Here is a 22,277-nt window from a genome sequence, read left to right on the forward strand (position 1 = left end):
GGGGTCGCGGTGGGCGAGGTGGTCGCGGTGGTTGCGGCGGTGCTGGTGGAACGGGGGACGACGAGGATGCGGACAGGGGTGAACCGGGCGTGGTGACGTACGCGCAGGCGCAGGAGCTCGCCGAGGAGTGGATCAACGGCGGGGTGCCGCACTCGCAGCAGCGCGAGGTGCGGGTCCGGGAGTTCGACCTGGGCTTCGTCTGCTGGGCGATGCCGCCCGGCGACGGGGACGGGACCGCGGGCCCGGACGGCTCCGGCACCGGCACCGGCACCGGTGCGAGCGGTGCCGGTGGCTCGGGCTCGGGTGAGGCGCGGCTGGTGATCGCCCGGGACTCCGGCGCCAGCACGCTCTGGCCCGCGCTGCCCGTCAACGAGGTGGTCCGGCAGTACGAGGAGGTCTACGGGCGGCCGATCGCGGCCAACCCGGCCGGAGCGGCGAAGCCCGCGCCCGGGCCGGTGGAGGCGACGTCCTTCCTGCTCAGCCCGCCGCAGTGGCTGCAGGAGGCGGGGGCCGCGGCGATCGCGGCGGAGGCGGAGCGGCTGGGGGCCGGTTCGGCTCCCGCGCCCGCGCCGACTGCTCAGCCTGCCCCCGCGCCCTCCCCGGCTCCCGGGCCCGCTCCTGCCGGGGCCCCGGTTCCGGGCGCCCTGCCCCCCGAGGAGTGGCCCGCTCCGACGGCGCCGCCGGTGGCCGCCGTACTGACCGAGCCGCCGGTCTCCGACCGGCCCGCCGGGGACGCGCCGACCATGCTCGCCCCGCCGCCGGACTTCGGCGAGCCGCCCGTCGCGCCGCAGCCGCAGGCCGTCGCGCCGACCGCTGCGCCTGTCGGGCCGCCTGTCGGGCCGCCTGTCGGGCCGCCCGCCGGGCCGCCCGCGCCGCCGGTCGGCGCCGAGGCGGCGACCGTCCTGATGCCCGACGGCCTGCGGACCACCGGCTCGGACCTGCCCGACACGCCGGCGCCGGCCGGCGCCGAGGCCGCGACCATGCTGATGCCGCCGGCGAGCGGTGGCTACGGCATGCCGCCGGTCCCGCCGCCCGCCGCGCAGCCGCCGACGGCCCAGCCCCCGGCCCAGGCACCCGCACCCGCCCCGGCGGCCGAGCCGGCGCCCACGCTGCTCGCGCCGCCGGACGCCATGCCCGGGCTGATGGGCCTGCCCGGTGCCCCGGCGACACCGCCCGGTGCGCCGGTGGAGCACGCGCCGACGATGCTCGCCCCGCCCGGCGGAGTGCCCGGCCTCGGCGGTCTGCCCGGTGCCCCGGCGACCCCGCCCGGCGCCCCGACCCCGCCCGGTGCGCCGGTGCCGCCCGGTGCGCCGGTGGAGCAGGCACCGACCATGCTGGCCTCGCCCGGCGGGCTGTCCGGCCTGCCCGGCGCCCCCGGCACCCCGGCCGCCGGCACGCCCACCGGCGGCGCGCCGCAGGGCGGACTCGGCCGTGCCCCGGCCTCGGCCCCGCCGCCGCCCCCGCCGGCCGCGCTGCGCGGCGGCCCCGCCGGTTCGCCCGGTGCGGGCGCCGCCCCCGGCGGGCTGGGCCGCGGTGGCGCCTCGACCCCGCCGCCGCCCCCGCCCGCCGGGCTGAAGCACACCTCGGGCTCCGGCACGCCTGGCGGCGCCCCGGGCGGCCGGGCGGCCGCTTCGACCCCGCCGCCTCCGCCGCCGGCGGGCCTGCGCGGCGGCGCCCCGGCGCCGCAGGGCACCCCGGCCGGCGGCACGCCCTCGGCCGGGGTGGCGTACGAGGCGACCCAGCTGGCGAGCGCGATCGACCCGGCGCTGCTGGGCGGCGCCCCGGCGGACCCGGGCACCCCGCCGTCCGGCGGTCCCGCCGTCCCGCCGCCGGGCGCGCCGACCCCGGCCGCCGCGCCCGCGGCCGGCTACGGCTACCCGAACGCGGGCGGCGCCGCCGGGGTCGTCCCCCCGGCGCCGGTGACCGGCGCGCCGCAGGCCGCGCCGGTGCCCCCCGGCGTGCCCGCGGTCGGCCCCGGCTACTTCGCCGCGCTCAGCTACCGGGGCCCGGACGGCTCGGAGCAGAAGCTGCTGCACCGCAGCGAGCCCGGTACCCCGCACCCGGAGTGGAAGATCCTTCAGGACCTGCGGCGGCTCAACGTGCCGCCGGAGCAGGTGCTGGAGCTCTACACCGAGCTGGAGTCCTGCGACCTGCCGGGCGGCTACTGCAACCGCATGATCGCCTCGTCCTGGCCGAACGTCCGGCTCACCCACACCGCCCCGTACGGCCGCGACCACGCCTCCCGGCAGGCTGGGATGGCCGAGCTGCTCGACCACCTGGACGAGCTGCACCAGCTTGCCTCCGGCGCCCAGCGGGTCCGCCCGTTCCGGGTGCCGCCGCCCGCGCCCGGCACGGTCCAGGCGCTGCCGCCGCTCCCGCCGCAGCAGCTGGCCCAGGAGGTCGGCGCGGCCTTCGGGCAGAACCTGTTCCGCTACGAGCAGCGCGCCGTCTCCCGGCAAGGCGTGCCCGAGCCGGTGTCCCAGACCCTGATGTGGGCCGGGCTGCCGCGCGACTTCGGGCCGTTCTTCTGGGCGCAGGCACAGGAGGGCCGCCCGATCCCGACGCTCGCCGAGCTGGCCGCCGAGCGCGGCCTGTCCAGCGGCCCGGACTTCGGCGGCTACCTGGTGCTCGGCAACGACTACGGCCGCCAGCTCTGCGTCCAGTACGGCACCGCGAACGTGGTCGCGGTGGACGTCGATGGAACCGGCCAGCCGCCCCGGTTCGTCAACACCGGTGTACCGGAGTTCGTCCGCGCGCTGGCCCTGCTGGGCCGGATGTGGCGGCTGCGGTACGGGCTGACACCGGACCAGGCCGGTCGCTGGACGACCGACTTCCAGGCTCAGCTAGCCGCGATCGACCCGGCGGCCCTGCAGAACGCGGACACCTGGTGGGCCGTGCTGCTGGAGCAGTTCTGGGACGGTCTGCTGTAGCGGACCGTCGCGGATCCTCGCAGGTGGGGAGGGGTCGTTCCGGGGGCCGGGACGGCCCCTCCGGCGTGCCGTCATGGCTGTGCCTCGTTGGGGTTTCGCCCAGATCTGCGCAAAATAGGTCAAGAGGATGGGTCTAGACGTCCGTCCTCGACGCATTACGGTCCGCACGACGACCGAATCCGGCCCCGGGCTTCGAACCGGTTCCGGATCCGGTCGTTCCGTCCGATCATGGGCTCCGCAGCCCGCGAACGAGGGGAAGAGCCCATGAGCGACGCCGTCCCCCAGTACGGCTTCACCCAGGCCCGGCGCGGCTACGCGCCCGAGCAGGTCGAGCGAACGCTCGCCGCGCTCACGGCCCAACGCGACGAGGCCTGGGAACGACTCAGTGTCCTGGGAGCCGGGATCCGGCAGATGGAGGCCCGGCTGGAAGACGTCCGCCGGGCCGCCGAGGACGCCCCGGAACCCGACTACCAGGTGCTCAGCGAGCAGGCCGCCGGCTTGGCCGTGATGGCCGGCAACGAGGCGCGCGCCGTCCGCGACAAGGCCGAGCGCTTCGCCGAGGACCTGCGGGACGAGGTCTACGAGGCCGGGCAGAGGCTCGAACGGGAGGCCAAGGAGTACGCCACCACCACCCGTGCCGAGGCCGACGCGGCCGCCCGCCGCACCGACGAGCGCACCCGCGCCGAGGCCGAGAGCCTCCGGGCCGACGCCGACCGGGAGAGCCGGGCCGCCCAGGACGCCGCCACCGCCTACGCCGCCAAGGTGCGGGTCGCCGCCGCCGAGGCCAGCGAGCAGGCCGAGGCCGAGCTGGCCACCCGGCGCCGCAAGGCCGACGAGACCTTCGCCATGGCCCAGGCCAAGGCCGACGCCGAGGAGGCCGAGGTCTCCGCCACCGCCGAGCGCCGGGTCAAGGAGGCCGAGCAGCACCGGGAGACCGTGCTGAACCAGATCAAGCAGCTGGAGACGGACGCCCAGGCCAAGGCCGACCAACTGATCGAGCAGGCCCGCCGGGAGGCCGAGAAGACCAACGCAGCGAGCGAGCGCGAGCAGCGCGAGTTCGACACCAGGCTGGAGACGGTGCAGCAGCACCTGGACCACATCAAGGCCACGCTGGCCTCGCTCACCGGGTCGGCGGTCGGCCAGATCGAGTCCGCGGCGGTCGCGGCCGGCGCGGCTGCGGACGCGGAGGCGGAGGCGGAGGCGGGTGCTGCGGACGCGGCCCCGGCTGAGGCTGCGGCTCCGGCGGACTCGGTTCCGGCCCCGACGGACGCGGTCGCCGACGCGGCACCGGTGGACTCGGAGGCGGACACCGGGGAGATCCCGGTGCCGAACCTGCGGAAGGCCTCGGCGAAGGTCACCGCCCCGGCGCGGGCGGCGGCTCCGGCTCCGACGCAGGCTCCGGCTTCGCTGGAGGAGAAGGAGAAGGAGAAGGCGACGGCGGTGCTGCGGCCGCCGGTGGTCGGTGGGGGCGCCGCCAAGGTGTCCGCCGAGGCCGTGGTGACCGGCCCGGTCACGCCGGTGGTGGTCCCGCCGAAGCCCGCCTCGCCGCCCGAGGCGGCGGCCGACCGGGACGGTGGCACGGCCGGGAAGGCCGCGGAGGCCGGTGCCGAGCGGGAGCCGGAGGACGAGACCCGGATCATCCCGAAGATCATCATCGTGGACGACGGCGCCGGCTACGCGACCCCCAACACCGTGAGCTACCGACGCCGTTGACGGCCGCGTCGGGCGGACGGGCGGGAAACGGAGTAGGCCGAGACCCGTGGCGCCCTCCAGGAAAGGGCGCCACGGTTCCCGGCGCTTGGGCGGGCGCCCCCACCCAGGGTCGCCCGGCCTCGCACCTCCGACCCCCATCGGTGGTGCGACAGTGCCACCGCAGCCATCCCCCACGGTTGGGTGCGGCGGGCACGTTCACCATGGTGCGCGATCTCCATGGACGGGCAGTGACAGGAGTATGTCCAGTTCGTGGCGGATAGCCGTGCCCGGTTCGGCAGGGCCTGAGGTCGGTTCGTCCACGGGCCGGCCCGGTGTTCCGTCCAGTGGTTCGTCCCCGGTCGCGTCCTGGCCGTGTCCCGGTCGTCCCGCCGAGCCCGGGCGGGGCGCGGACGGGTCGGTGGAGGGGGTGCGGGCGGCGGTTCGCTGCAGCCCGGCCCCGCCGGGGCCGTACGCCGCGTGCGTGTCCGTGCCGCGGCGTAGGCTGGAGACCCCCGGCCGCTCGGCGCGCCGGGCCGTTCGCGTTGCCCTGGCGGGGCCTTGCCGCCCGGGGGCAGCTCCAGCCACGGCACGAAGAAGAGACCCCAGATGAGCCTGACCGGACTGCTCGATGTCGTCGCGCGGGACGCGGCGCTCGCCGAGGCGATCGAGGCGGCCACCGCCATCGGAGCCGCGGCCGGCGGCCGCCGCCACCTGGACCTGGTCGGACCGCCCGCCGCCCGGCCGTTCGCCATTGCCGCGCTGGCCCGGGCGCTCGCCGGGCAGGCCGCCGGGGAGCGGGGCCGTCCGGTGCTCGCCGTCACCGCGACCGGCCGGGAGGCCGAGGACCTGGCCGCCTCGCTGCGCTCGCTGCTGCCACCCGACGCCGTCGCCGAGTTCCCGGCCTGGGAGACGCTGCCGCACGAGCGGCTGTCGCCCCGTTCGGACACCGTCGGCCGACGGCTGGCCGTGCTGCGCCGGATCCTGCACCCGCGGGCGGACGATCCGGCGGCCGGGCCGGTGCAGGTGGTCGTCGCCCCGGTCCGCTCGGTGCTGCAGCCGCAGGTCAAGGGGCTGGCCGAGCTGGAGCCGGTGGCCGTCCGGCGCGGTGAGTCGCACGACTTGGAGGAGGTGGCCCGCCGGCTCGCCGCGGCCGCCTACGCGCGCGTCGAACTGGTCGAGAAGCGCGGCGAGTTCGCCGTCCGCGGCGGCATCCTGGACGTCTTCCCGCCGACCGAGGAGCACCCCCTGCGGGTGGAGTTCTGGGGCGACGAGGTCGAGGAGATCCGGTACTTCAAGGTCGCCGACCAGCGCTCTCTGGAGATCGCCGAGCACGGCCTGTGGGCGCCGCCCTGTCGCGAGCTGCTGCTCACCGACGAGGTGCGGGCGCGGGCCGCCGAGCTGTCCGCGCAGCACCCCGGGCTGGCCGAGATCCTGGACAAGATCGCCGAGGGCATCGCGGTCGAGGGCATGGAGTCGCTGGCGCCGGTGCTGGTGGACGACATGGAGCTGCTGGTCGACGTGCTGCCGCTCGGCTCGGTCGCGGTGGTCTGCGACCCCGAGCGGGTCCGCACCCGGGCCGCCGACCTGGTGGCGACCAGCCAGGAGTTCCTGCACGCCTCCTGGGTCGCGGCCGCGTCGGGCGGGGACCGTCCGATCGACCTGGAGACGATCGACGTCTCCGCCGCCTCGCTGCGCTCGCTGGCCGAGGTGCGCGAGCACGCCGCCGAGATCGGGCTGCCCTGGTGGTCCGTCAGTCCGTTCGCGACCAGCGAGTCCTCGGTGAACGAGGTGCTGGAGTTCGACGCCAACACCCTGACCCTCGGAATGCACGCCGTCGAGGCCTACCGGGGCGACACGGCCCGCGCGATCGCCGACGCCAAGGAGCGGCTGGCCGCCGACTGGCGGGTCGTCATGGTGACCGAGGGGCACGGGCCGGCCTCGCGGCTCGCCGAGGTGCTGGGCAACGAGGGCATCCCGGCCCGCCTGGTCGCCGACCTCGCCGAGGCGCCCACCCGGGACGTCGTCCACGTCTCCTGCGGCTCGATCGAGCACGGCTTCGTGGACGAGGCGCTGAAGCTCACGGTCATCACCGAGACCGACCTGTCCGGCCAGCGGTCCTCCACCAAGGACATGCGCCGGATGCCCTCGCGCCGCCGCAACGCGATCGACCCGCTGGCGCTCGCCGCCGGCGACTACGTCGTCCACGAGGCGCACGGCGTCGGCAAGTACGTCGAGATGGTGCAGCGCACCGTCCAGGGCGCCACCCGCGAGTACCTGGTGCTGGAGTACGCCCCCGCCAAGCGCGGCCACCCCGGCGACCGGCTGTTCGTGCCGACCGACCAGCTCGACCAGGTCACCAAGTACGTCGGCGGCGAGGCCCCGACACTGCACCGGCTCGGCGGCGCGGACTGGGCGAAGACCAAGCAGCGGGCCAAGAAGGCGGTCAAGGAGATCGCCGCCGACCTGATCAAGCTGTACTCGGCCCGGATGGCCGCCCCCGGCCACACCTTCGGGCCGGACACCCCGTGGCAGCGCGAGCTGGAGGACGCCTTCCCGTACGCGGAGACGCCGGACCAGCTGACCACCATCGCCGAGGTCAAGTCCGACATGGAGAAGTCCGTCCCGATGGACCGGCTGATCTGCGGCGACGTCGGGTACGGCAAGACCGAGATCGCGGTGCGGGCCGCGTTCAAGGCGGTGCAGGACGGCAAGCAGGTGGCAGTGCTGGTGCCGACCACGCTGCTGGTGCAGCAGCACTTCTCGACCTTCGCCGAGCGGTACGCCAACTTCCCGGTGACGGTGAAGGCGCTGTCCCGCTTCCAGACCGACAGCGAGGCCAAGGCCGTCCTGGAAGGGCTGTTCGAGGGCTCGGTGGACGTCGTCATCGGCACCCACCGGCTGTTCTCCTCCGAGACCAGGTTCAAGGACCTCGGCCTGGTCATCGTCGACGAGGAGCAGCGGTTCGGCGTCGAGCACAAGGAGCAGCTGAAGAAGCTGCGGGCCAACGTGGACGTGCTCACCATGTCCGCGACCCCGATCCCGCGCACCCTGGAGATGGCGGTCACCGGCATCCGCGAGATGTCCACCATCACCACCCCGCCGGAGGAGCGGCACCCGGTGCTGACCTTCGTCGGACCGTACGACGAGAAGCAGATCTCGGCCGCGATCCGGCGTGAACTCCTGCGCGAGGGCCAGGTGTTCTACATCCACAACCGGGTGGAGTCGATCGACAAGGCCGCCGCCCGGCTGAAGGACCTCGTGCCCGAGGCGCGGGTCGCCACCGCGCACGGGCAGATGGGGGAGACCCAGCTGGAGAAGGTCGTCGTCGACTTCTGGGAGAAGGAGTTCGACGTCCTGGTGTCGACCACGATCGTGGAATCCGGCATCGACATCTCCAACGCCAACACCCTGATCGTCGAGCGTGGCGACACCTTCGGCCTCTCCCAGCTGCACCAGTTGCGCGGCCGGGTCGGACGCGGTCGCGAGCGCGGCTACGCGTACATGCTGTACCCGCCGGAGAAGCCGCTCACCGAGACCGCGCACGAGCGCCTGGCCACCATCGCCCAGCACACCGAGATGGGTGCCGGCATGTACGTTGCGATGAAGGACCTGGAGATCCGCGGTGCCGGCAACCTGCTCGGCGGCGAGCAGTCCGGGCACATCGCGGGCGTCGGCTTCGACCTCTACATGCGGATGGTCGGCGAGGCGGTGGCCGAGTTCCGCGAGTCGCTGGCGGGCGGCGGGGAGCCGGAGGAGGAGCCGCTGGAGGTGAAGATCGAGCTGCCGGTCGACGCGCACGTGCCGCACGACTACGCGCCCGGCGAGCGGCTGCGGCTGCAGGCGTACCGCTCGATCGCGGCGGTCAACTCGGAGGACGACATCACGCACGTCCGGGACGAACTGGTGGACCGCTACGGCAAGTTGCCCGAGGCGGTGGAGAACCTGCTGATGGTCGCGGCGCTGCGGCTGTACGCCCGCCGGTGCGGCATCTCGGACATCACCCTGCAGGGCTCCAACGTCCGCTTCGGGCCGGTGGAGCTGCGGGAGTCCCAGCAGCTGCGGCTGAACCGGCTCTACCCGCGCAGCCAGGTCAAGGCGGCGGCCCAGCAGCTGCTGGTGCCGCGACCGAGCACCGGGCGGATCGGCGGCAAGCCGCTGGTCGGCCGGGAACTGCTCAGCTGGTGCAGCGAGTTCCTGTCGGCCATGTTCGACGACCTGGCGGGGGCGAAGAAGTAGCGCCTGCCGGGCGATGGTTCACGGCGGTCTCGGGTCTCGGCCCGGGGCCGCCGTTCTGTGTGCGGGCCTCGGCGGCGACGGCTGTGAACAGGGCTGTCAGAATCCGGCCTCGACGGCGACCTGGAGCGCACCTACGACCTCCGCGAACGCATCGGCCTCCACCTTGCCGCCACCGGCGACCCCCAGAACGCCTGGCAGTGGCTGCTCCCCCTCCTCCTCGACCGCGAACGTCGCGACGGCCCCCACCGCCCCACCGTCCGCCGCCTCCGCCAGTCCCTCTCCGCCCTCCACCCCCAGCACCGGTCGATGGGTGGGGTGAGGGCCGCCGGGGGTGGGGGTGGGCGGGTAGGTTCGAGGTGTGACGACGAATGTTCCCGGCGCCAAGTTGATTCTGCTGACCACGACCCACCGGGTGGCTCCCGGGTTGCTGGCGTGGCCGGCGTGGGAGGCGTTGCGGTCGGCGGGGCGGGTGCTGGTGGCGGACGAGGGGCATCCGCAGGTGGCGGCGGTGCGGCAGGCCGGGGTGGCGGTGGAGGTGGTGGCGGCCGGGTCGGCGCCCGCGCTGGCGCGGCTGCTGACCGGGCAGCCCGCCGGGGCCGGGGCGACGGTGTGGCTGGGCAGCCCGGACGGGGATCCGGGGCTGACGGACGCGCTGGCGCGGCTGGCGGTGGAGCGGGCCGGTGAGGTGCCGGAGATCGAGGTGCTGCCGGGCTCGTACGACCTGCCGGGGGCGCGGCTGCTGGACCTGGTGACGGTGATGGACCGGCTCCGCTCGCCGGGCGGTTGCCCGTGGGACGCCGAGCAGACGCACGAGAGTCTGGTGAAGTACCTGGTCGAGGAGGCGTACGAGCTGGTCGAGGCGATCGAGGAGGGGGACCGGGGGACGCTGCGCGAGGAGCTGGGTGACGTGCTGCTCCAGGTGTTCTTCCATTCCCGGATCGCCGAGGAGCACCCGACCGATCCGTTCACCGTCGACGACGTGGCGGGCGACATCGTCGAGAAGCTGATGTACCGGCATCCGCACGTGTTCGGGGATGTCGAGGCCGAGGGCGCCGCCGAGGTGGAGGCGAACTGGGAGCAGCTGAAGGCCGCGGAGAAGGCGGACCGCGAGTCGGTGCTGGACGGTGTGCCGGCCGGGCTGCCCGCGCTGGCGTACGCGGCGAAGCTGGTGTCCCGGGTGCGCCGGGCGGGCGTCCGCACCGTGCCGGACGAGCCGTACGAGCTGCCGGCCGAGCTGACCGCGGAGTCGGCGGGCCGACTGCTGCTCGCGGTGGCGCAGCGGGCGCACGACGCCGGGGTGGACGTGGACGCGGCGCTGCGCTCGGCCGCGCGCGGTTACCGGGACGCGGTGCGCGCGGCCGAGGGCCTCAAGCCTGGTGGAGAGCCCGACCGGGAGCCGGACGGGGAGTAGGCTCAGGCCGCCGTGGCGGTGCTCTCCATCGGGCGCCGCTGCGGCGGGACGAGTTCCCCGATGGCCTCGCCGACGAGGACGACGAGTTCGGCGAGGCGTTCCAGGTCGAGGTGGTCGGGCAGGTCGGCGAGGGAGACGATCCGCTCGCCGTCGGGTCCGGCGACGGCGAAGAGGTCGATCGGTCCGAGGTGCTTCTCCGCGGTGTCGACGAGGGCGGCGACGTCGCTGGGGCGGCGGATGTCGCCGGAGACGCCGACGACGGGGCAGCCCGGCCGGTCGAGTTCGGCGGCGAGGTCCTCGGCGATGCCGACGTGCTGGTCGGCGATCAGCATTCCGGCGGCGCCGGCCGCGGCGAACCGGCGGGCGAGGCCGGCGCCCGACCCGCCGTCGAGTACCGCGATGACGACGACTGACCCGCTGACCCGCATGGTCTGCTCCTCCCTGTGGGCGACACCGCACCGGCGCCCACGCGTACTGCGGAGGATCGTAGGCAGGTCCTGACCCTCCGCAACAGGGATTACCCCTCAGGTGACCAGGCTCACGCCCGGCGTCCGGCCAAGAGCTTTCCAAGAGCTGTCCACGGACCGTCCACGGGTCGTCCACGGAGCGTTGGCGCGCCCGTCGCACGCCGTTGACGCGGGGGTCGCGAGCCGTTGAGGAAGGGGGGCGCGCACCCACCGGATACGGTCGACCCATGCCAGCTCAGCCCGACTCCGCCCGGCCCGCCGCCGCGCCGTCCGACGACCCCGCCCAGCCCGCCGCCGCGCAGCCGGCCGCCGCGCCGTCCGACGACCCCGCCCAGCCCGCCGCCGCGCAGCCGGCCGCCGCGCCGTCCGACGACCCCGAGCAGCCCGACGCCGCCGCTCCGCAGCTGTTCACCTGGGAGTTCGCCACCGATCCGTACCCCGCCTACGCCTGGCTGCGCGAGCACGCCCCGGTGTACCGCACCAAGCTGCCGAGCGGTGTCGAGGCCTGGCTGGTGACCAGGTATGCGGACGCCCGGCAGGCGCTCGCGGACAGCCGGCTGTCGAAGAACCCGGCGCACCACAGCGAGCAGGCGCACCGCACCGGCCGGGTGGGCATCCCGGGGGAGCGGCAGGCGGACCTGATGACGCACCTGCTGAACATCGACCCGCCGGACCACACGCGGCTGCGCCGACTGGTGTCGAAGGCGTTCACCCCGCGCCGGGTGGCCGAGTTCGAGCCGCGGGTGCAGCAGCTCACGGACCGGCTGATCGACGGCTTCGCGCAGCGCGGTTCGGCGGACCTCATCCACGAGTTCGCCTTCCCGCTCCCCATCTACGCGATCTGCGACCTGCTGGGCGTGCCGGCCGAGGACCAGGACGACTTCCGCGACTGGGCCGGCATGATGATCCGCCACGGCGGCGGCCAACGCGGCGGCGTGGGGCGAGCGGTGAAGCGGATGCGGGCGTACCTGCTGGAGCTGATCCACCGCAAGCGGGCGGACCTCGGGGACGACCTGATCTCGGGTCTGATCCGGGCGAGCGACCACGGCGAGCACCTGACCGAGAACGAGGCCGCGGCAATGGCCTTCATCCTCCTCTTCGCCGGTTTCGAGACGACCGTGAACCTCATCGGCAACGGGATGTACGCGCTGCTGCGCAATCCGGGGCAGCGCCGGTCGCTGCAGGAGTCGGTGGCGCGCGGGGAGCACGCGCTGCTGGAGACGGGGATCGAGGAACTCCTGCGCTACGACGGGCCGGTGGAGATGGCGACCTGGCGGTTCGCGACGCGGTCGCTGACCATCGGCGGGGTGGACATCCCGGTCGGTGACCCGGTGCTGGTGGTGCTGGCCGCCGCGGACCGCGATCCGGCCCGGTTCGCGGACGAGAACACCCTGGACCTGGCGCGGACGGACAATCCCCACCTGGGGTTCGGGCACGGCATCCACTACTGCATCGGCGCCCCGCTGGCCCGCCTGGAAGGGCGTGCCGCCCTGGCCACACTGCTTTCCCGGCTGCCCGATCTGCGGCTCGCGGAAAGCCCGGAGAATCTGCGCTGGCGCGGCGGTCTGATCATGCGTGGACTGCGGGAACTTCCGGTCGAATTCAGTCCGGAGAGTCGCTCCCCGCATACGCCCCTGCATACGCCTCCGCATACGCCTCCGCATACGCCCCCGACACCCCTTATGCGCCCCTGACAAACTGACACAAGATGACGAAACGCCGGGCGACACGCTGACGGAACGTCGCCCGGAGTCCTCCGGTTCAGGTGTGAACGCCCATCAATCCGGACATAGCGGCGCCGTTGGTAGGCGATCGGGCACGCGCCGTAATTTCTGTGTGATATCGGTGATATGAGCTTGTGATTGGTCTGAGGATCTGTCTACTCTCCCTGGAGTTCGCAGCTGCGGACCTCGTGCGCGGAACGCCGAATCCTGCCCGCCGCGTCACGGGAAACCGACCAGAACCCTGGGCAGGGGCGGGGGAACCAGGTTTGTTGCCGTTTCCCACGGCTTGGGGTGAAGCCGCCTGAGCGGAATCGTTTCCGCGTACGGCGGCCGGGCCACCTCCCGGTCCGAACCCGACAGCTCACCTCGCAGGCGTGCGGAGAGGGACCTCTTCATGCTGTTCGTTGGAACCGGTCGTCACCGCCGTCGTACCCAGACCGAGAAGGCCATCGCCGTCGCCGGTGTGGCCGGCGTCGGACTCGCGATGCCTCTCCTCACCGCCACCGGCGCCTCCGCCGCACCGGCCTCCGCCTGGGACTCCGTCGCCCAGTGCGAGAGCGGCGGGAACTGGGGCATCAACACCGGCAACGGCTTCTACGGCGGCCTGCAGTTCACCTCCGGCACCTGGAAGGCGTACGGCGGCACCGCGTACGCGCCGCAGGCCAACCAGGCCAGCCGGGCGCAGCAGATCTCGGTCGCCGAGAAGGTGCTCGCCTCGCAGGGCCCGGGCGCCTGGCCGGTCTGCTCGAAGAAGGCGGGCCTGAGCAAGGGCGGTGCCCCGGCCGCGGTCGACACCTCCTCGGACGCCAAGCCGCAGTCCGCCCCCGCGCAGCAGGCCCAGAAGCCCGCCGCCAAGCCGGCCCAGAACCCGGCTGCCCAGAAGCCCGCCGCGCAGAAGCCCGCTCAGAAGCCGGTGCAGCAGGCCGCCCCGCAGCCGCAGCCGCAGGCCCACGGCCTCTCCGGCCAGGGCGGCTGGGACGCGGACGCGAAGGTGTACTGGTACCAGAACAACGGCGCCTGGTACTGGACCAGCCACCAGAGCGTCTACCAGCAGTACGCGGGCCACGCCGCCGCGCAGCAGTACGCCCCGCAGGCCGCGCAGCAGCAGTACGCGCCGCAGGCCGCTCCGGCGGCCGGCCACGACTACACCGTCCGCGACGGTGACACCCTGTCGACCATCGCCGCCGCGCAGGGCGTGTCCGGCGGCTGGCACGCGCTGTACGAGCAGAACCACGGGACCGTCGGCGGCGACCCGAACCTGATCCTGCCCGGCCAGGTGCTGCACCTCGGCTGAGCTGACGTGTGAAGGCCGACGCGCGAAGGGGGTTGGGCCCGCCGGCCCCCTTCGTCCGCATTCGCCCACTTCAGTGGGACAAGCTGGGACAAGCAGGTGAACTACTGGTGGGTAGCGGGGCCACACGCTGAGACGAGACCGAGGCGGACGTGGCCCCCGGAGCCTGGGCGGCTAGGCTCTGGTCCGTAACGACTCCGCAATCGTCCTGCTGACAGCACCACCGTCAGCCGGACCTGCTTCCGCAAGGAGATGCCTCGTGCCGTCCATCGATGTCGTCGTAGCCCGTGAGATCCTCGACTCGCGCGGCAACCCCACGGTCGAGGTCGAGGTCGGCCTCGACGACGGCAGCACGGGTCGTGCCGCTGTCCCGTCGGGTGCCTCCACCGGCGCCTTCGAGGCGCTGGAGCTGCGCGACGGTGACAAGAACCGCTACTTCGGCAAGGGCGTGGAGAAGGCCGTCCTGGCCGTCATCGAGCAGATCGGCCCGGAGCTGGTCGGCTACGACGCCACCGAGCAGCGCCTGATCGACCAGGCCATGCTGGACCTGGACGCCACCCCGGACAAGTCCTCGCTCGGCGCCAACGCCATCCTGGGCGTCTCGCTGGCCGTCGCGCACGCCGCCTCCGAGGCCAGCGACCTGCCGCTGTTCCGCTACCTGGGCGGCCCGAACGCGCACGTCCTGCCGGTCCCGATGATGAACATCCTCAACGGTGGCTCGCACGCGGACTCCAACGTCGACATCCAGGAGTTCATGATCGCGCCGATCGGCGCGGAGTCCTTCTCCGAGGCCGTCCGCTGGGGCGTCGAGGTCTACCACACCCTCAAGGGCGTGCTGAAGGAGCGTGGCCTGTCCACCGGCCTCGGTGACGAGGGCGGCTTCGCGCCGAACCTGGACAGCAACCGCGAGGCCCTGGACCTGATCACCGAGGCCATCCAGAAGGCCGGCTACGTGCCCGGCCGTGACGTCGCGCTGGCCCTGGACGTCGCCGCCTCCGAGTTCTACGAGGACGGCGCCTACCAGTTCGAGGGCAAGGCGCTCACCTCCACCGAGCTCATCGAGTACTACGCCGACCTGGTCGCGTCGTACCCGCTGGTCTCCATCGAGGACCCGCTGGACGAGTCGGACTGGGATGGCTGGAAGGCCATGACCGTCAAGCTGGGCGACAAGGTCCAGCTGGTCGGCGACGACCTGTTCGTCACCAACCCGGCCCGCCTGGCCAGGGGCATCGAGACCGGCACCGCCAACGCGCTGCTGGTGAAGGTGAACCAGATCGGCTCGCTGACCGAGACCCTGGACGCCGTCGAGCTGGCCCAGCGCAACGGCTACCGCTGCATGATGTCGCACCGCTCCGGCGAGACCGAGGACGTCACCATCGCCGACCTGGCCGTCGCCACCAACTGCGGTCAGATCAAGACCGGTGCCCCGGCCCGCTCCGAGCGCGTCGCCAAGTACAACCAGCTGCTGCGCATCGAGGAGATCCTCGACGACGCCGCCGAGTACGCCGGCCGCGGCGCCTTCCCGCGCTTCCGCTCCGCGGAGTAACAAACACAGTCGCTCCGCGGAGTGACAAGCGCAGTCGCGCTGCGGAGTGACAAGCGCAGTCGCTCCGCACACCAGTGAGCACGAGGGCTGCTGAGCGCCAGCCTGACCGGTGCCCCGCCTTTCACCCCGTAGGGTGGACGGCGGGGCACCGTCGCGACCAGGAGGGGATACGGGAGATGGCAGGCTGGAGGATCCCGGGCTTGGCGGCCCGGCCTCGGTTCACGAGCCGGGCGACCGTCCTCGTCCTGGTGCTCTGCTCGCTGGTGGCGATCCTCGCCTACCCGACGCGGCAGTTCATCTCCCAGCGCGCCGAGATCTCCGCCCAGCGGGCGAAGGCCGACCACGCGCGCCAGCAGGTCGAGCAGCTGCGCCGGGACAAGGCCCGCTGGCAGGACCCGGAGTACGTCAAGGCGCAGGCGCGCGCCCGGCTGCACTACGCGGTGCCGGGGGAGACCCCGTACATCGCGGTGGACCCGGCGGGCCAGGCCTCGGCCAAGCCCTCCTCGTCCGCCGCCGGCGCCCCCGCCACCGGTGTGGCGACCGGTCAGGCGATGGCCGCCAAGCCCTGGTACACCAGCATCTGGGACTCGGTCGACGCCGCCGACGTCGCCGCACCCGCCACCCCCCTTCCGCTCCCACCGTCCTCCGTTGGAGACACCTCCCCCCATGACCACTGAGAACCACCCCACCGTCTCCGACGCCGACGTCGCGGCCATCGCCGCCCAGCTCGGCCGGGTGCCGCGCGGCCTGCGCGGCGTGGCGCACCGCTGCCCCTGCGGCAACCCGGACGTCGTGGAGACGGCCCCCCGCCTGCCGGACGGCACGCCGTTCCCGACGCTGTACTACCTGACCTGCCCCAAGGCCGCCTCGCTGATCGGCACCCTGGAGGCGGACGGCGTGATGAAGGACCAGAGCGCCCGGCTCGCCGAGGACCCGGAGCTGGCCGCCGCCTACCAGAAGGCGCATGAGGACTACATCGCCCGGCGGGACGCGATCGAGGTGCTGGAGGGCTTCCCGAGCGCCGGCGGCATGCCGGACCGGGTGAAGTGCCTGCACGTGCTGGTCGGCCACTCGCTGGCGGCAGGCGAGGGCGTCAACCCGCTCGGCGACGAGGCGATCGGCATGCTGGAGGACTGGTGGGCCAAGGGCCCGTGCGTCTCCCCGGCCGAGGTCCAGGCCGCCGGTGAGCGGGTCGCCCGCAACCGCGCCAAGGAGCAGGACCACGAGGCCGTGATCGCCGCCAAGCAGCAGAAGACCGCCGAGCGCGCCGCCAAGAAGCGCGCCGCGGATGACGTCGCGCCGGACGCCGAGGGGCAGCAGGAGTCGCAGTGACCATGACCCGCGTGGCCGCGATCGACTGCGGCACCAACTCGATCCGGCTGCTGGTCGCCGACCTGGACCCGGAGACCGGGGAGATCACCGACCTCGACCGCCGGATGATGGTCAACCGGCTGGGCCAGGGCGTGGACCAGACGGGCCGGCTGCACCCGGACGCGCTGGCCCGCACCTTCGCGGCCTGCCGGGAGTACCAGGAGATCATCTCGGGCTTCGGCGTCGGCCCGGAGCGGGTCCGCTTCGTCGCCACCAGCGCCTCCCGGGACGCCGAGAACAGCGACGAGTACGTCAAGGGCGTGCGCGACATCCTGGGCGTCGAGCCCGAGGTGGTGAGCGGCGAGGAGGAGGCGCGACTCTCCTTCCTGGGCGCCACCAAGGAGCTGACCGGCGACCAGTTCCCGGCCCCGTACCTGGTGTTCGACCTCGGCGGCGGCTCGACCGAGTTCGTGCTCGGGACGGACGACGTGCAGGCGGCGCGCTCGGTGGACATCGGCTGCGTGCGGCTCACCGAGCGGCACTTCGGCGGCGCCGAGCTGCCCTCCGCGGAGCAGATCGCGGAGGCCCGGGCGCACGTGCGGGCCGAGTTGGACAAGGCCGAGGAGGTCGTCCCGCTGACCGGTGCGGCCACCCTGGTGGGCCTGGCCGGGACGGTCACCACGGTGTCCGCGATCGCCCAGGGTCTGTCGGACTACGACTCGGAGGCGATCCACCATTCGCGGGTCAGCCGGGAGCGGGTCGCCGGGATCGCCCGCGAGCTGCTGGCCGCGACCCACGCCGAGCGCGCGGCCATCCCGTCGATGCACCCGGGCCGGGTGGACGTGATCGCGGCCGGGGCGCTGGAGCTGCTGGAGATCATGGAGCGGACCGGTGCCGCCGAGGTGGTCGTGAGCGAGCACGACATCCTGGACGGGATCGCCTGGGGTATCGCCAGCTGACCTGCTGCGGGGCTTACCCGACCGGCCCCGGCGGCCCCTTGCGGGGAGCCGGGGCCGGGGCGCGCCCGGGCCCGTGTGGAAAAGTTCGTGAATTTCTTCACATGGCGATCGGGTCATTCGCCGCACCGCCTCGCCCGCTACGTCCGAATTGTGGGACCGAAGGCCTACCGGGCGTGAGGCCCGCTGGATCGCAGGCCAGGGCTCGTTCACGGTTTGAAAATCGAAATCATGCGCGGGAACCCGGGCGCTGTACGGATCGTTGCTGCTCAGCAGGGTGGTGCTCCGGCGCACGTTCGCGAGGGGGCGCGAAGGGGTGTGAGTGCACACGCCTGGGCGGGATTTGTGGCCGCGCAGTGTAGCACGGGGGGTCCATGAGCTTGTGACCGGGCTCACGAAGGCTGCTCCGGACGGTGCTGGATACTTTCGGATATGAGCACCACGGAGCGTCCTCGCATCCTCATTGTCGGCGGTGGTTACGTCGGCCTGTATGCCGCGATGCGCATCCTCAAGAAGATGCGCTACGGCGAAGCGACCGTCACGGTCGTGGACCCGCGGTCGTACATGACGTACCTGCCCTTCCTCCCCGAGGCGGCCGGCGGCAACGTCGCGCCCCGCAACCTCGTCGCGCCGCTGCGCAGCGCCCTCAAGCAGGCGGAGGTGCTGACCGGGTCCGTCACCGGCATCGACCACGCCCGCAAGGTCGCCACGATCCAGCCCGCGGCCGGCGACAGCTACGAGCTGCCCTTCGAGTACCTGGTCGTCGCGACCGGCTCGGTCTCCCGCACCTTCCCGATCCCGGGTCTGGCGGAGAACGGCATCGGCATGAAGACGGTCGAGGAGGCCATCGGCCTCCGCAACCACGTCATGGCCCAGCTCGACAAGGCCGAGTCCACCTCGGACGCGGAGGTCCGCCGCAAGGCCCTGACCTTCGTCGTCATCGGCGGCGGCTTCGCCGGCATCGAGACGATCGCCGAGATCGAGGACATGGCGCGCGACGCGTCCAAGCTGTACCGGACCGTCAGCCGCGACGACATGCGCTTCGTCGTGGTCGAGGCCGCCAACCGCATCCTCCCCGAGATGGGCCCGGACCTCGGTCTGTGGACCAAGGAGAAGCTCGAGGAGCGCAACATCGAGGTCTACATCGAGACCTCGATGGACTCCTGCGTCGACGGCCACGTCATGCTGAAGAACGGCATGGAGATGGACGCCTCCACCATCGTGTGGACGGCCGGCGTGAAGCCGAACCCGGTGCTGTCCGAGTTCGGCCTGCCGCTGGGCCCGCGCGGCCACGTCGACACCGCGCCGACCCTCCAGGTCCAGGGCTTCGACTACGTCTGGGCCGCCGGCGACAACGCCCAGGTCCCGGACCTCGCCTCCGGCGAGGGCGCCTGGTGCCCGCCGAACGCGCAGCACGCCTGCCGCCAGGCCGTCGTCCTCGGCGACAACGTGATCTCCGGCATGCGGGGCTTCCCGCAGAAGGAGTACAAGCACAAGAACCTGGGTGCGGTCGCCGGTCTCGGCCTGCACAAGGGCGTGGCGATCCTCTTCGGCAAGTACAAGCTGAAGGGCCGTCCGGCCTGGTGGTTCCACCGCCTGTACCACGGTGCGATGGTCCCGACCTTCAACCGCAAGGTCCGCGTCTTCACCGACTGGACGCTCGCGATGTTCCTGAAGCGCGAGATGGTCGGCCTCTCCCAGATGGAGAAGCCGCAGCTTCCGATCCAGGAGGTCACCCCGCCCACCAAGCCCGTCGAGGCCGCCAAGCCGGCCGCCGACAAGGAACTCGCGAGCAAGTAAGCGACTGAGACCCCGGTGTGGGAGCACCGGGGTATGAGTCGGAGGCCCTCCGCCCGGCAGCGTCGCCGGACCACGACCTCCGTGGTGCTCAGCCGGCCCTGTGACCGGGCGGAGTACAGCAGTAGAAGAGCCCCTGCCGGACCTCCGGCAGGGGCTCGCTCTGTTGTTTCGCCCGCTCGCCCGTGACGCCGCTCGGGTGGGGACTCGGGGTCAGTCGGTCTTGATGCTCGACAGGATGTCCAGCTTGGACGCCCGGCGGGCCGGCCAGATCGCGGCCACCAGGCCGACCACCCCGGCCAGCGCCAGGAACATCGCCAGCTGGCCGTACGGCAGGACGGTGGTCAGGCCGGCCAGACTGGACTTCAGGGTGCCGTTGATCGCCCAGGCGATGAAGCAGCCGAGGGCCAGGCCGACGCCGGCGCCGAACATCGAGATCACCACGGACTCCAGACGGACCATCCGCTTGATGCCCCGGCGGTCCAGACCGATCGCCCGCAGCATCCCGATCTCGCGCTTGCGCTCGAAGACCGACATCGCCAGCGTGTTGATCACGCCCAGGATCGCGATCAGGACCGCCATCCCCAGCAGGCCGTACATCAGGTTCAGCGCGAAGGTGATGGTCTGGCTGAAGTCGTCGCGGACGTCCTGCCTGGACTTCACCTCGATCACCGGGTTGGCGCCGGTGGCGTCCTTGAGCGACTGCTTGAGCGAGTCGGTGGCGCCGTCCTTGCCCTTGACCAGGACGTCGGAGATGTACGGCTTCGGCTCGTGCTTGGCGATCTCGCTGTTGGCCACCACGACCGGGCCGAGCATGCCGCCCGTCTTGTACACGCCGCCGACGGTGAGCTGCCCCGTGGAGGCGTCCGGGTAGGAGACGGTCATCGTGGAGCCGGTGGTGACGTTGAACTTCTTGGCGACGTCCTCGTCCACCAGGAGTCGGCCCTGGCCGAGCGCGGCGGCGGAGCCGCTGGTCAGCTTGATGTCGGCGACCTGGTCGAAGCTCGCCGCGTCCAGGCCGGCGATCGACTTGCTGGTGCCGTTGAGCTCCCAGTACGCGGCGGTCATCGGCGAGGAGGCCGCCACCCCGGGCGCCTTGGCGATCTGCCCGGGCACCTGGTCGGAGAGGCTCATGCCGTTGGCGGCCGAGACGACGTAGTCGGCCTTCATCGAGCTGGTGACGGCCCGGTCGACCGCGTCGCCCACCGAGGCGCCGATCACGGTGAGACCGCTGACCAGGGTCAGGCCGATGGTGAGCGCGGCGGCGGTGGCTGCGGTGCGGCGCGGGTTGCGCACCGCGTTCTGCTGGGCGAGCTTGCCCGGGGTGCCGCCGAGCCCGCGCAGCAGCGGGCCGAGCAGCGCGACCACCGGCCGGGAGAGCAGCGGCAGCAGGACGAACACGCCGATCAGGGCCAGGAAGGCGCCCAGGCCGACCGGCATCCGGCCGCTGTCGTCACCGGTGGAGGCGCCGTAGCCGATCAGGGCCAGACCGCCGGCGGCGAGCAGCGAGCCGATCGTGTTGCGGACCACCAGGCTCTTCTGGGAGGCCGGCTGGTCGCCGCTGCTCATCGCGGCCACCGGGGCGATCCGGGCGGCGCGCAGGGCCGGCAGCAGGGCCGACAGGACCGTCACCACGACGCCGACCACCAGGGTCACCGCGACGGTGAGCGGCTTGATCACCAGCGCGCCGCTCGGCATGTTCTCGTTCAGGCCGCCGATCAGGGACTGCATCCCCGCGCCGATCCCGACGCCCGCGGCCAGACCGGCCACCGCCGAGACGGTGCCGATCAGCAGGGCCTCGACCAGCACCGAGCGGGTGACCTGCTTGCGGCTGGCGCCGATGGCGCGGAGCAGGGCCAGCTCCTTGGTGCGCTGGGCGACCAGCATGGTGAAGGTGTTGGCGATGATGAAGATGCCGACGAAGAGCGAGATGAAGGCGAAGACCAGCAGCATGGTGCGCATGCTGTCGGTGCCCTTGGTGATCATCTCCTGCTCGTCGGCCTTGAGCTTGGCGCCGGTCTCGACGTCGAACTGGTGGCCGGACGGCACCTTGGGCTGGGCCTGGGCGAGCAGCGCGTCCTCGGAGGTGCCGGGCTTGGCGGTGAGGATGACGCTGCTGTAGCGGCCGGGCTCCAGGAGTAGCTGCTGGGCGGTGGTCCGGTCGAACAGGGTGAGCGTGCCGCCGGTGCTCACGACCGGGTCGTCGGTGGTGAAGATGCCGGTGAGCTTCGCCTCGACCACCGGGCCGTTCGCGGCCACCCGCACGGTGTCGCCGACCTTGTACCCCGCCTTGTCGGCGGTCTTGCGGTCGAGCGCGATCTCCTTGCCGTTCTTCGGGCCCTGGCCCTCGGCCATCGGGTAGCGCGGGTCCTTGCCGTCCTGGCCGGGCGCGAAGTTGGCGCCCTTGGCGGCCCAGAACTGGCCGATCAGGTTGCCCTTGTGGTCGGCGACGCCGGTGAAGCCGCTCACCACGCCACGGGCGCCGGCGGTGCCCGGCAGGGCGGCCAGCTGCTGGACGGTGGCGTCGGTGAGCGCGGCGGAGCCGCTCTCGCTCTTCTGCTTGGCGCTGGCGGCGGAGCCGGCCGCGCGGTCCACCACCTGGACCGATATGTCCGAGTAGCTCTTGGAGTTGCTGTCCCGCATGGCCTTGCCGAAGGTGTCGGAGAAGACCATGGTGCCCGCCACGAAGGCGGTGCCGAGCATGACGGCCAGCGCCGTCATCAGCAGTCGGCCCTTGTGGGCCAGCACGTTGCGCAGTGCGGTGCGATACATGGGGTGTCCTGGGAGGGGTCGGAGGCGGGCTGCGGGCTGTCGTGGTGTCAGCTGGTGCGGCCCTTGGCGTCGAAGCGGCGCATGCGGTCCAGGACGGTGTCGGCGGTGGGGGTGTGGAGTTCGTCGACGATGCGGCCGTCGGCG

General features: G+C 73.0%; 13 protein-coding genes, 2 pseudogenes and 1 riboswitch. Of the genes and pseudogenes, 11 read left to right on the forward strand and 4 right to left on the reverse strand.

Annotated features, from left to right (window positions below; all coding sequences use genetic code 11):
* The first annotated feature begins 89 nt into the window (after positions 1-89).
* The 3 genes from ACIBEC_RS16300 (at position 90) to mfd (ending at position 8,858) form a co-directional block, all read left to right on the forward strand.
* Entirely contained in the window at positions 90-2,930 is a 2,841-nt protein-coding gene (locus ACIBEC_RS16300) for an SUKH-4 family immunity protein (RefSeq protein WP_396287950.1), read from the forward strand.
* Positions 2,931-3,194: 264 nt separating this feature from the next.
* Entirely contained in the window at positions 3,195-4,643 is a 1,449-nt protein-coding gene (locus ACIBEC_RS16305) for a hypothetical protein (protein ID WP_360509572.1), read from the forward strand.
* 585 nt (positions 4,644-5,228) lie between these two features.
* Positions 5,229-8,858, forward strand: coding sequence for a transcription-repair coupling factor (gene mfd / locus ACIBEC_RS16310; protein ID WP_360509570.1), 3,630 nt, complete (start codon positions 5,229-5,231; stop codon positions 8,856-8,858).
* A gap of 96 nt (positions 8,859-8,954) precedes the next feature.
* Here the strand turns inward: mfd and ACIBEC_RS16315 are convergent, their stop codons facing one another.
* Positions 8,955-9,158, reverse strand: coding sequence for a hypothetical protein (locus tag ACIBEC_RS16315; RefSeq protein ID WP_360509568.1), 204 nt, complete (start codon positions 9,156-9,158; stop codon positions 8,955-8,957).
* A 58-nt stretch (positions 9,159-9,216) separates the two neighbouring features.
* Between ACIBEC_RS16315 and ACIBEC_RS16320 the strand changes: the two genes are divergently transcribed.
* Entirely contained in the window at positions 9,217-10,269 is a 1,053-nt protein-coding gene (locus ACIBEC_RS16320; protein ID WP_360509566.1) for a MazG family protein, read from the forward strand.
* Between the two features lie 2 nt (positions 10,270-10,271).
* On the opposite strand, the gene ACIBEC_RS16325 is transcribed toward ACIBEC_RS16320, so the two are convergent.
* A complete protein-coding gene (locus ACIBEC_RS16325; protein WP_360509565.1) occupies positions 10,272-10,697 on the reverse strand; it encodes an SDR family NAD(P)-dependent oxidoreductase in 426 nt (141 codons plus the stop codon).
* Positions 10,698-10,963: 266 nt separating this feature from the next.
* Here ACIBEC_RS16325 and ACIBEC_RS16330 point away from each other — a divergent pair, with 266 nt between their 5' ends.
* The 7 genes and pseudogenes from ACIBEC_RS16330 (at position 10,964) to ACIBEC_RS16360 (ending at position 19,364) form a co-directional block, all read left to right on the forward strand.
* Positions 10,964-12,430 carry a cytochrome P450 gene (locus ACIBEC_RS16330; RefSeq protein ID WP_360509563.1) on the forward strand — a complete coding sequence of 489 codons (1,467 nt, stop codon included), beginning with the start codon at positions 10,964-10,966 and terminating at the stop codon, positions 12,428-12,430.
* A gap of 251 nt (positions 12,431-12,681) precedes the next feature.
* Positions 12,682-12,849: riboswitch (cyclic di-AMP (ydaO/yuaA leader) on the forward strand.
* Between the two features lie 5 nt (positions 12,850-12,854).
* A complete protein-coding gene (locus ACIBEC_RS16335; protein WP_360509561.1) occupies positions 12,855-13,754 on the forward strand; it encodes a transglycosylase family protein in 900 nt (299 codons plus the stop codon).
* A gap of 256 nt (positions 13,755-14,010) precedes the next feature.
* Complete coding sequence (eno, locus tag ACIBEC_RS16340; RefSeq protein WP_360509559.1) at positions 14,011-15,297, forward strand: phosphopyruvate hydratase; 1,287 nt, start codon at positions 14,011-14,013, stop codon at positions 15,295-15,297.
* 200 nt (positions 15,298-15,497) lie between these two features.
* Positions 15,498-15,974 (forward strand): septum formation initiator family protein, encoded by a 477-nt coding sequence (locus ACIBEC_RS16345; protein ID WP_360509557.1) that lies wholly within the window; start codon positions 15,498-15,500, stop codon positions 15,972-15,974.
* Positions 15,946-16,479, forward strand: a pseudogene (locus tag ACIBEC_RS16350) (DUF501 domain-containing protein); the annotation flags it as partial. The gene ACIBEC_RS16345 and the pseudogene ACIBEC_RS16350, both read left to right, overlap by 29 nt.
* A gap of 152 nt (positions 16,480-16,631) precedes the next feature.
* Positions 16,632-17,567 (forward strand): Ppx/GppA phosphatase family protein, encoded by a 936-nt coding sequence (locus ACIBEC_RS16355; RefSeq protein WP_360509576.1) that lies wholly within the window; start codon positions 16,632-16,634, stop codon positions 17,565-17,567.
* Between the two features lie 429 nt (positions 17,568-17,996).
* Positions 17,997-19,364: an NAD(P)/FAD-dependent oxidoreductase gene (locus tag ACIBEC_RS16360; protein ID WP_360509555.1), complete on the forward strand. Its 1,368-nt coding sequence runs from the start codon at positions 17,997-17,999 to the stop codon at positions 19,362-19,364.
* Between the two features lie 210 nt (positions 19,365-19,574).
* Here the strand turns inward: ACIBEC_RS16360 and ACIBEC_RS16365 are convergent, their stop codons facing one another.
* Positions 19,575-22,133, reverse strand: coding sequence for an FtsX-like permease family protein (locus ACIBEC_RS16365; protein WP_360509553.1), 2,559 nt, complete (start codon positions 22,131-22,133; stop codon positions 19,575-19,577).
* A 47-nt stretch (positions 22,134-22,180) separates the two neighbouring features.
* A pseudogene (locus ACIBEC_RS16370) lies at positions 22,181-22,277 on the reverse strand (ABC transporter ATP-binding protein); the annotation flags it as partial.

It is taken from the genome of Kitasatospora sp. NPDC051164, assembly GCF_044455625.1.
In the GTDB taxonomy this organism is placed as follows: Bacteria; Actinomycetota; Actinomycetes; order Streptomycetales; family Streptomycetaceae; genus Kitasatospora.

Excerpts from the sequence above, each read along its gene's own strand:
- ACIBEC_RS16305 (WP_360509572.1), top strand. The coding sequence starts at position 3,195 with ATGAGCGACGCCGTCCCCCAGTACGGCTTCACCCAGGCCCGGCGCGGC.
- ACIBEC_RS16365 (WP_360509553.1), bottom strand. The coding sequence starts at position 22,133 with ATGTATCGCACCGCACTGCGCAACGTGCTGGCCCACAAGGGCCGACTG.
- mfd (WP_360509570.1), top strand. The coding sequence starts at position 5,229 with ATGAGCCTGACCGGACTGCTCGATGTCGTCGCGCGGGACGCGGCGCTC.
- ACIBEC_RS16330 (WP_360509563.1), top strand. The coding sequence starts at position 10,964 with ATGCCAGCTCAGCCCGACTCCGCCCGGCCCGCCGCCGCGCCGTCCGAC.
- ACIBEC_RS16335 (WP_360509561.1), top strand. The coding sequence starts at position 12,855 with ATGCTGTTCGTTGGAACCGGTCGTCACCGCCGTCGTACCCAGACCGAG.
- ACIBEC_RS16355 (WP_360509576.1), top strand. The coding sequence starts at position 16,632 with ATGACCCGCGTGGCCGCGATCGACTGCGGCACCAACTCGATCCGGCTG.
- ACIBEC_RS16360 (WP_360509555.1), top strand. The coding sequence starts at position 17,997 with ATGAGCACCACGGAGCGTCCTCGCATCCTCATTGTCGGCGGTGGTTAC.
- ACIBEC_RS16325 (WP_360509565.1), bottom strand. The coding sequence starts at position 10,697 with ATGCGGGTCAGCGGGTCAGTCGTCGTCATCGCGGTACTCGACGGCGGG.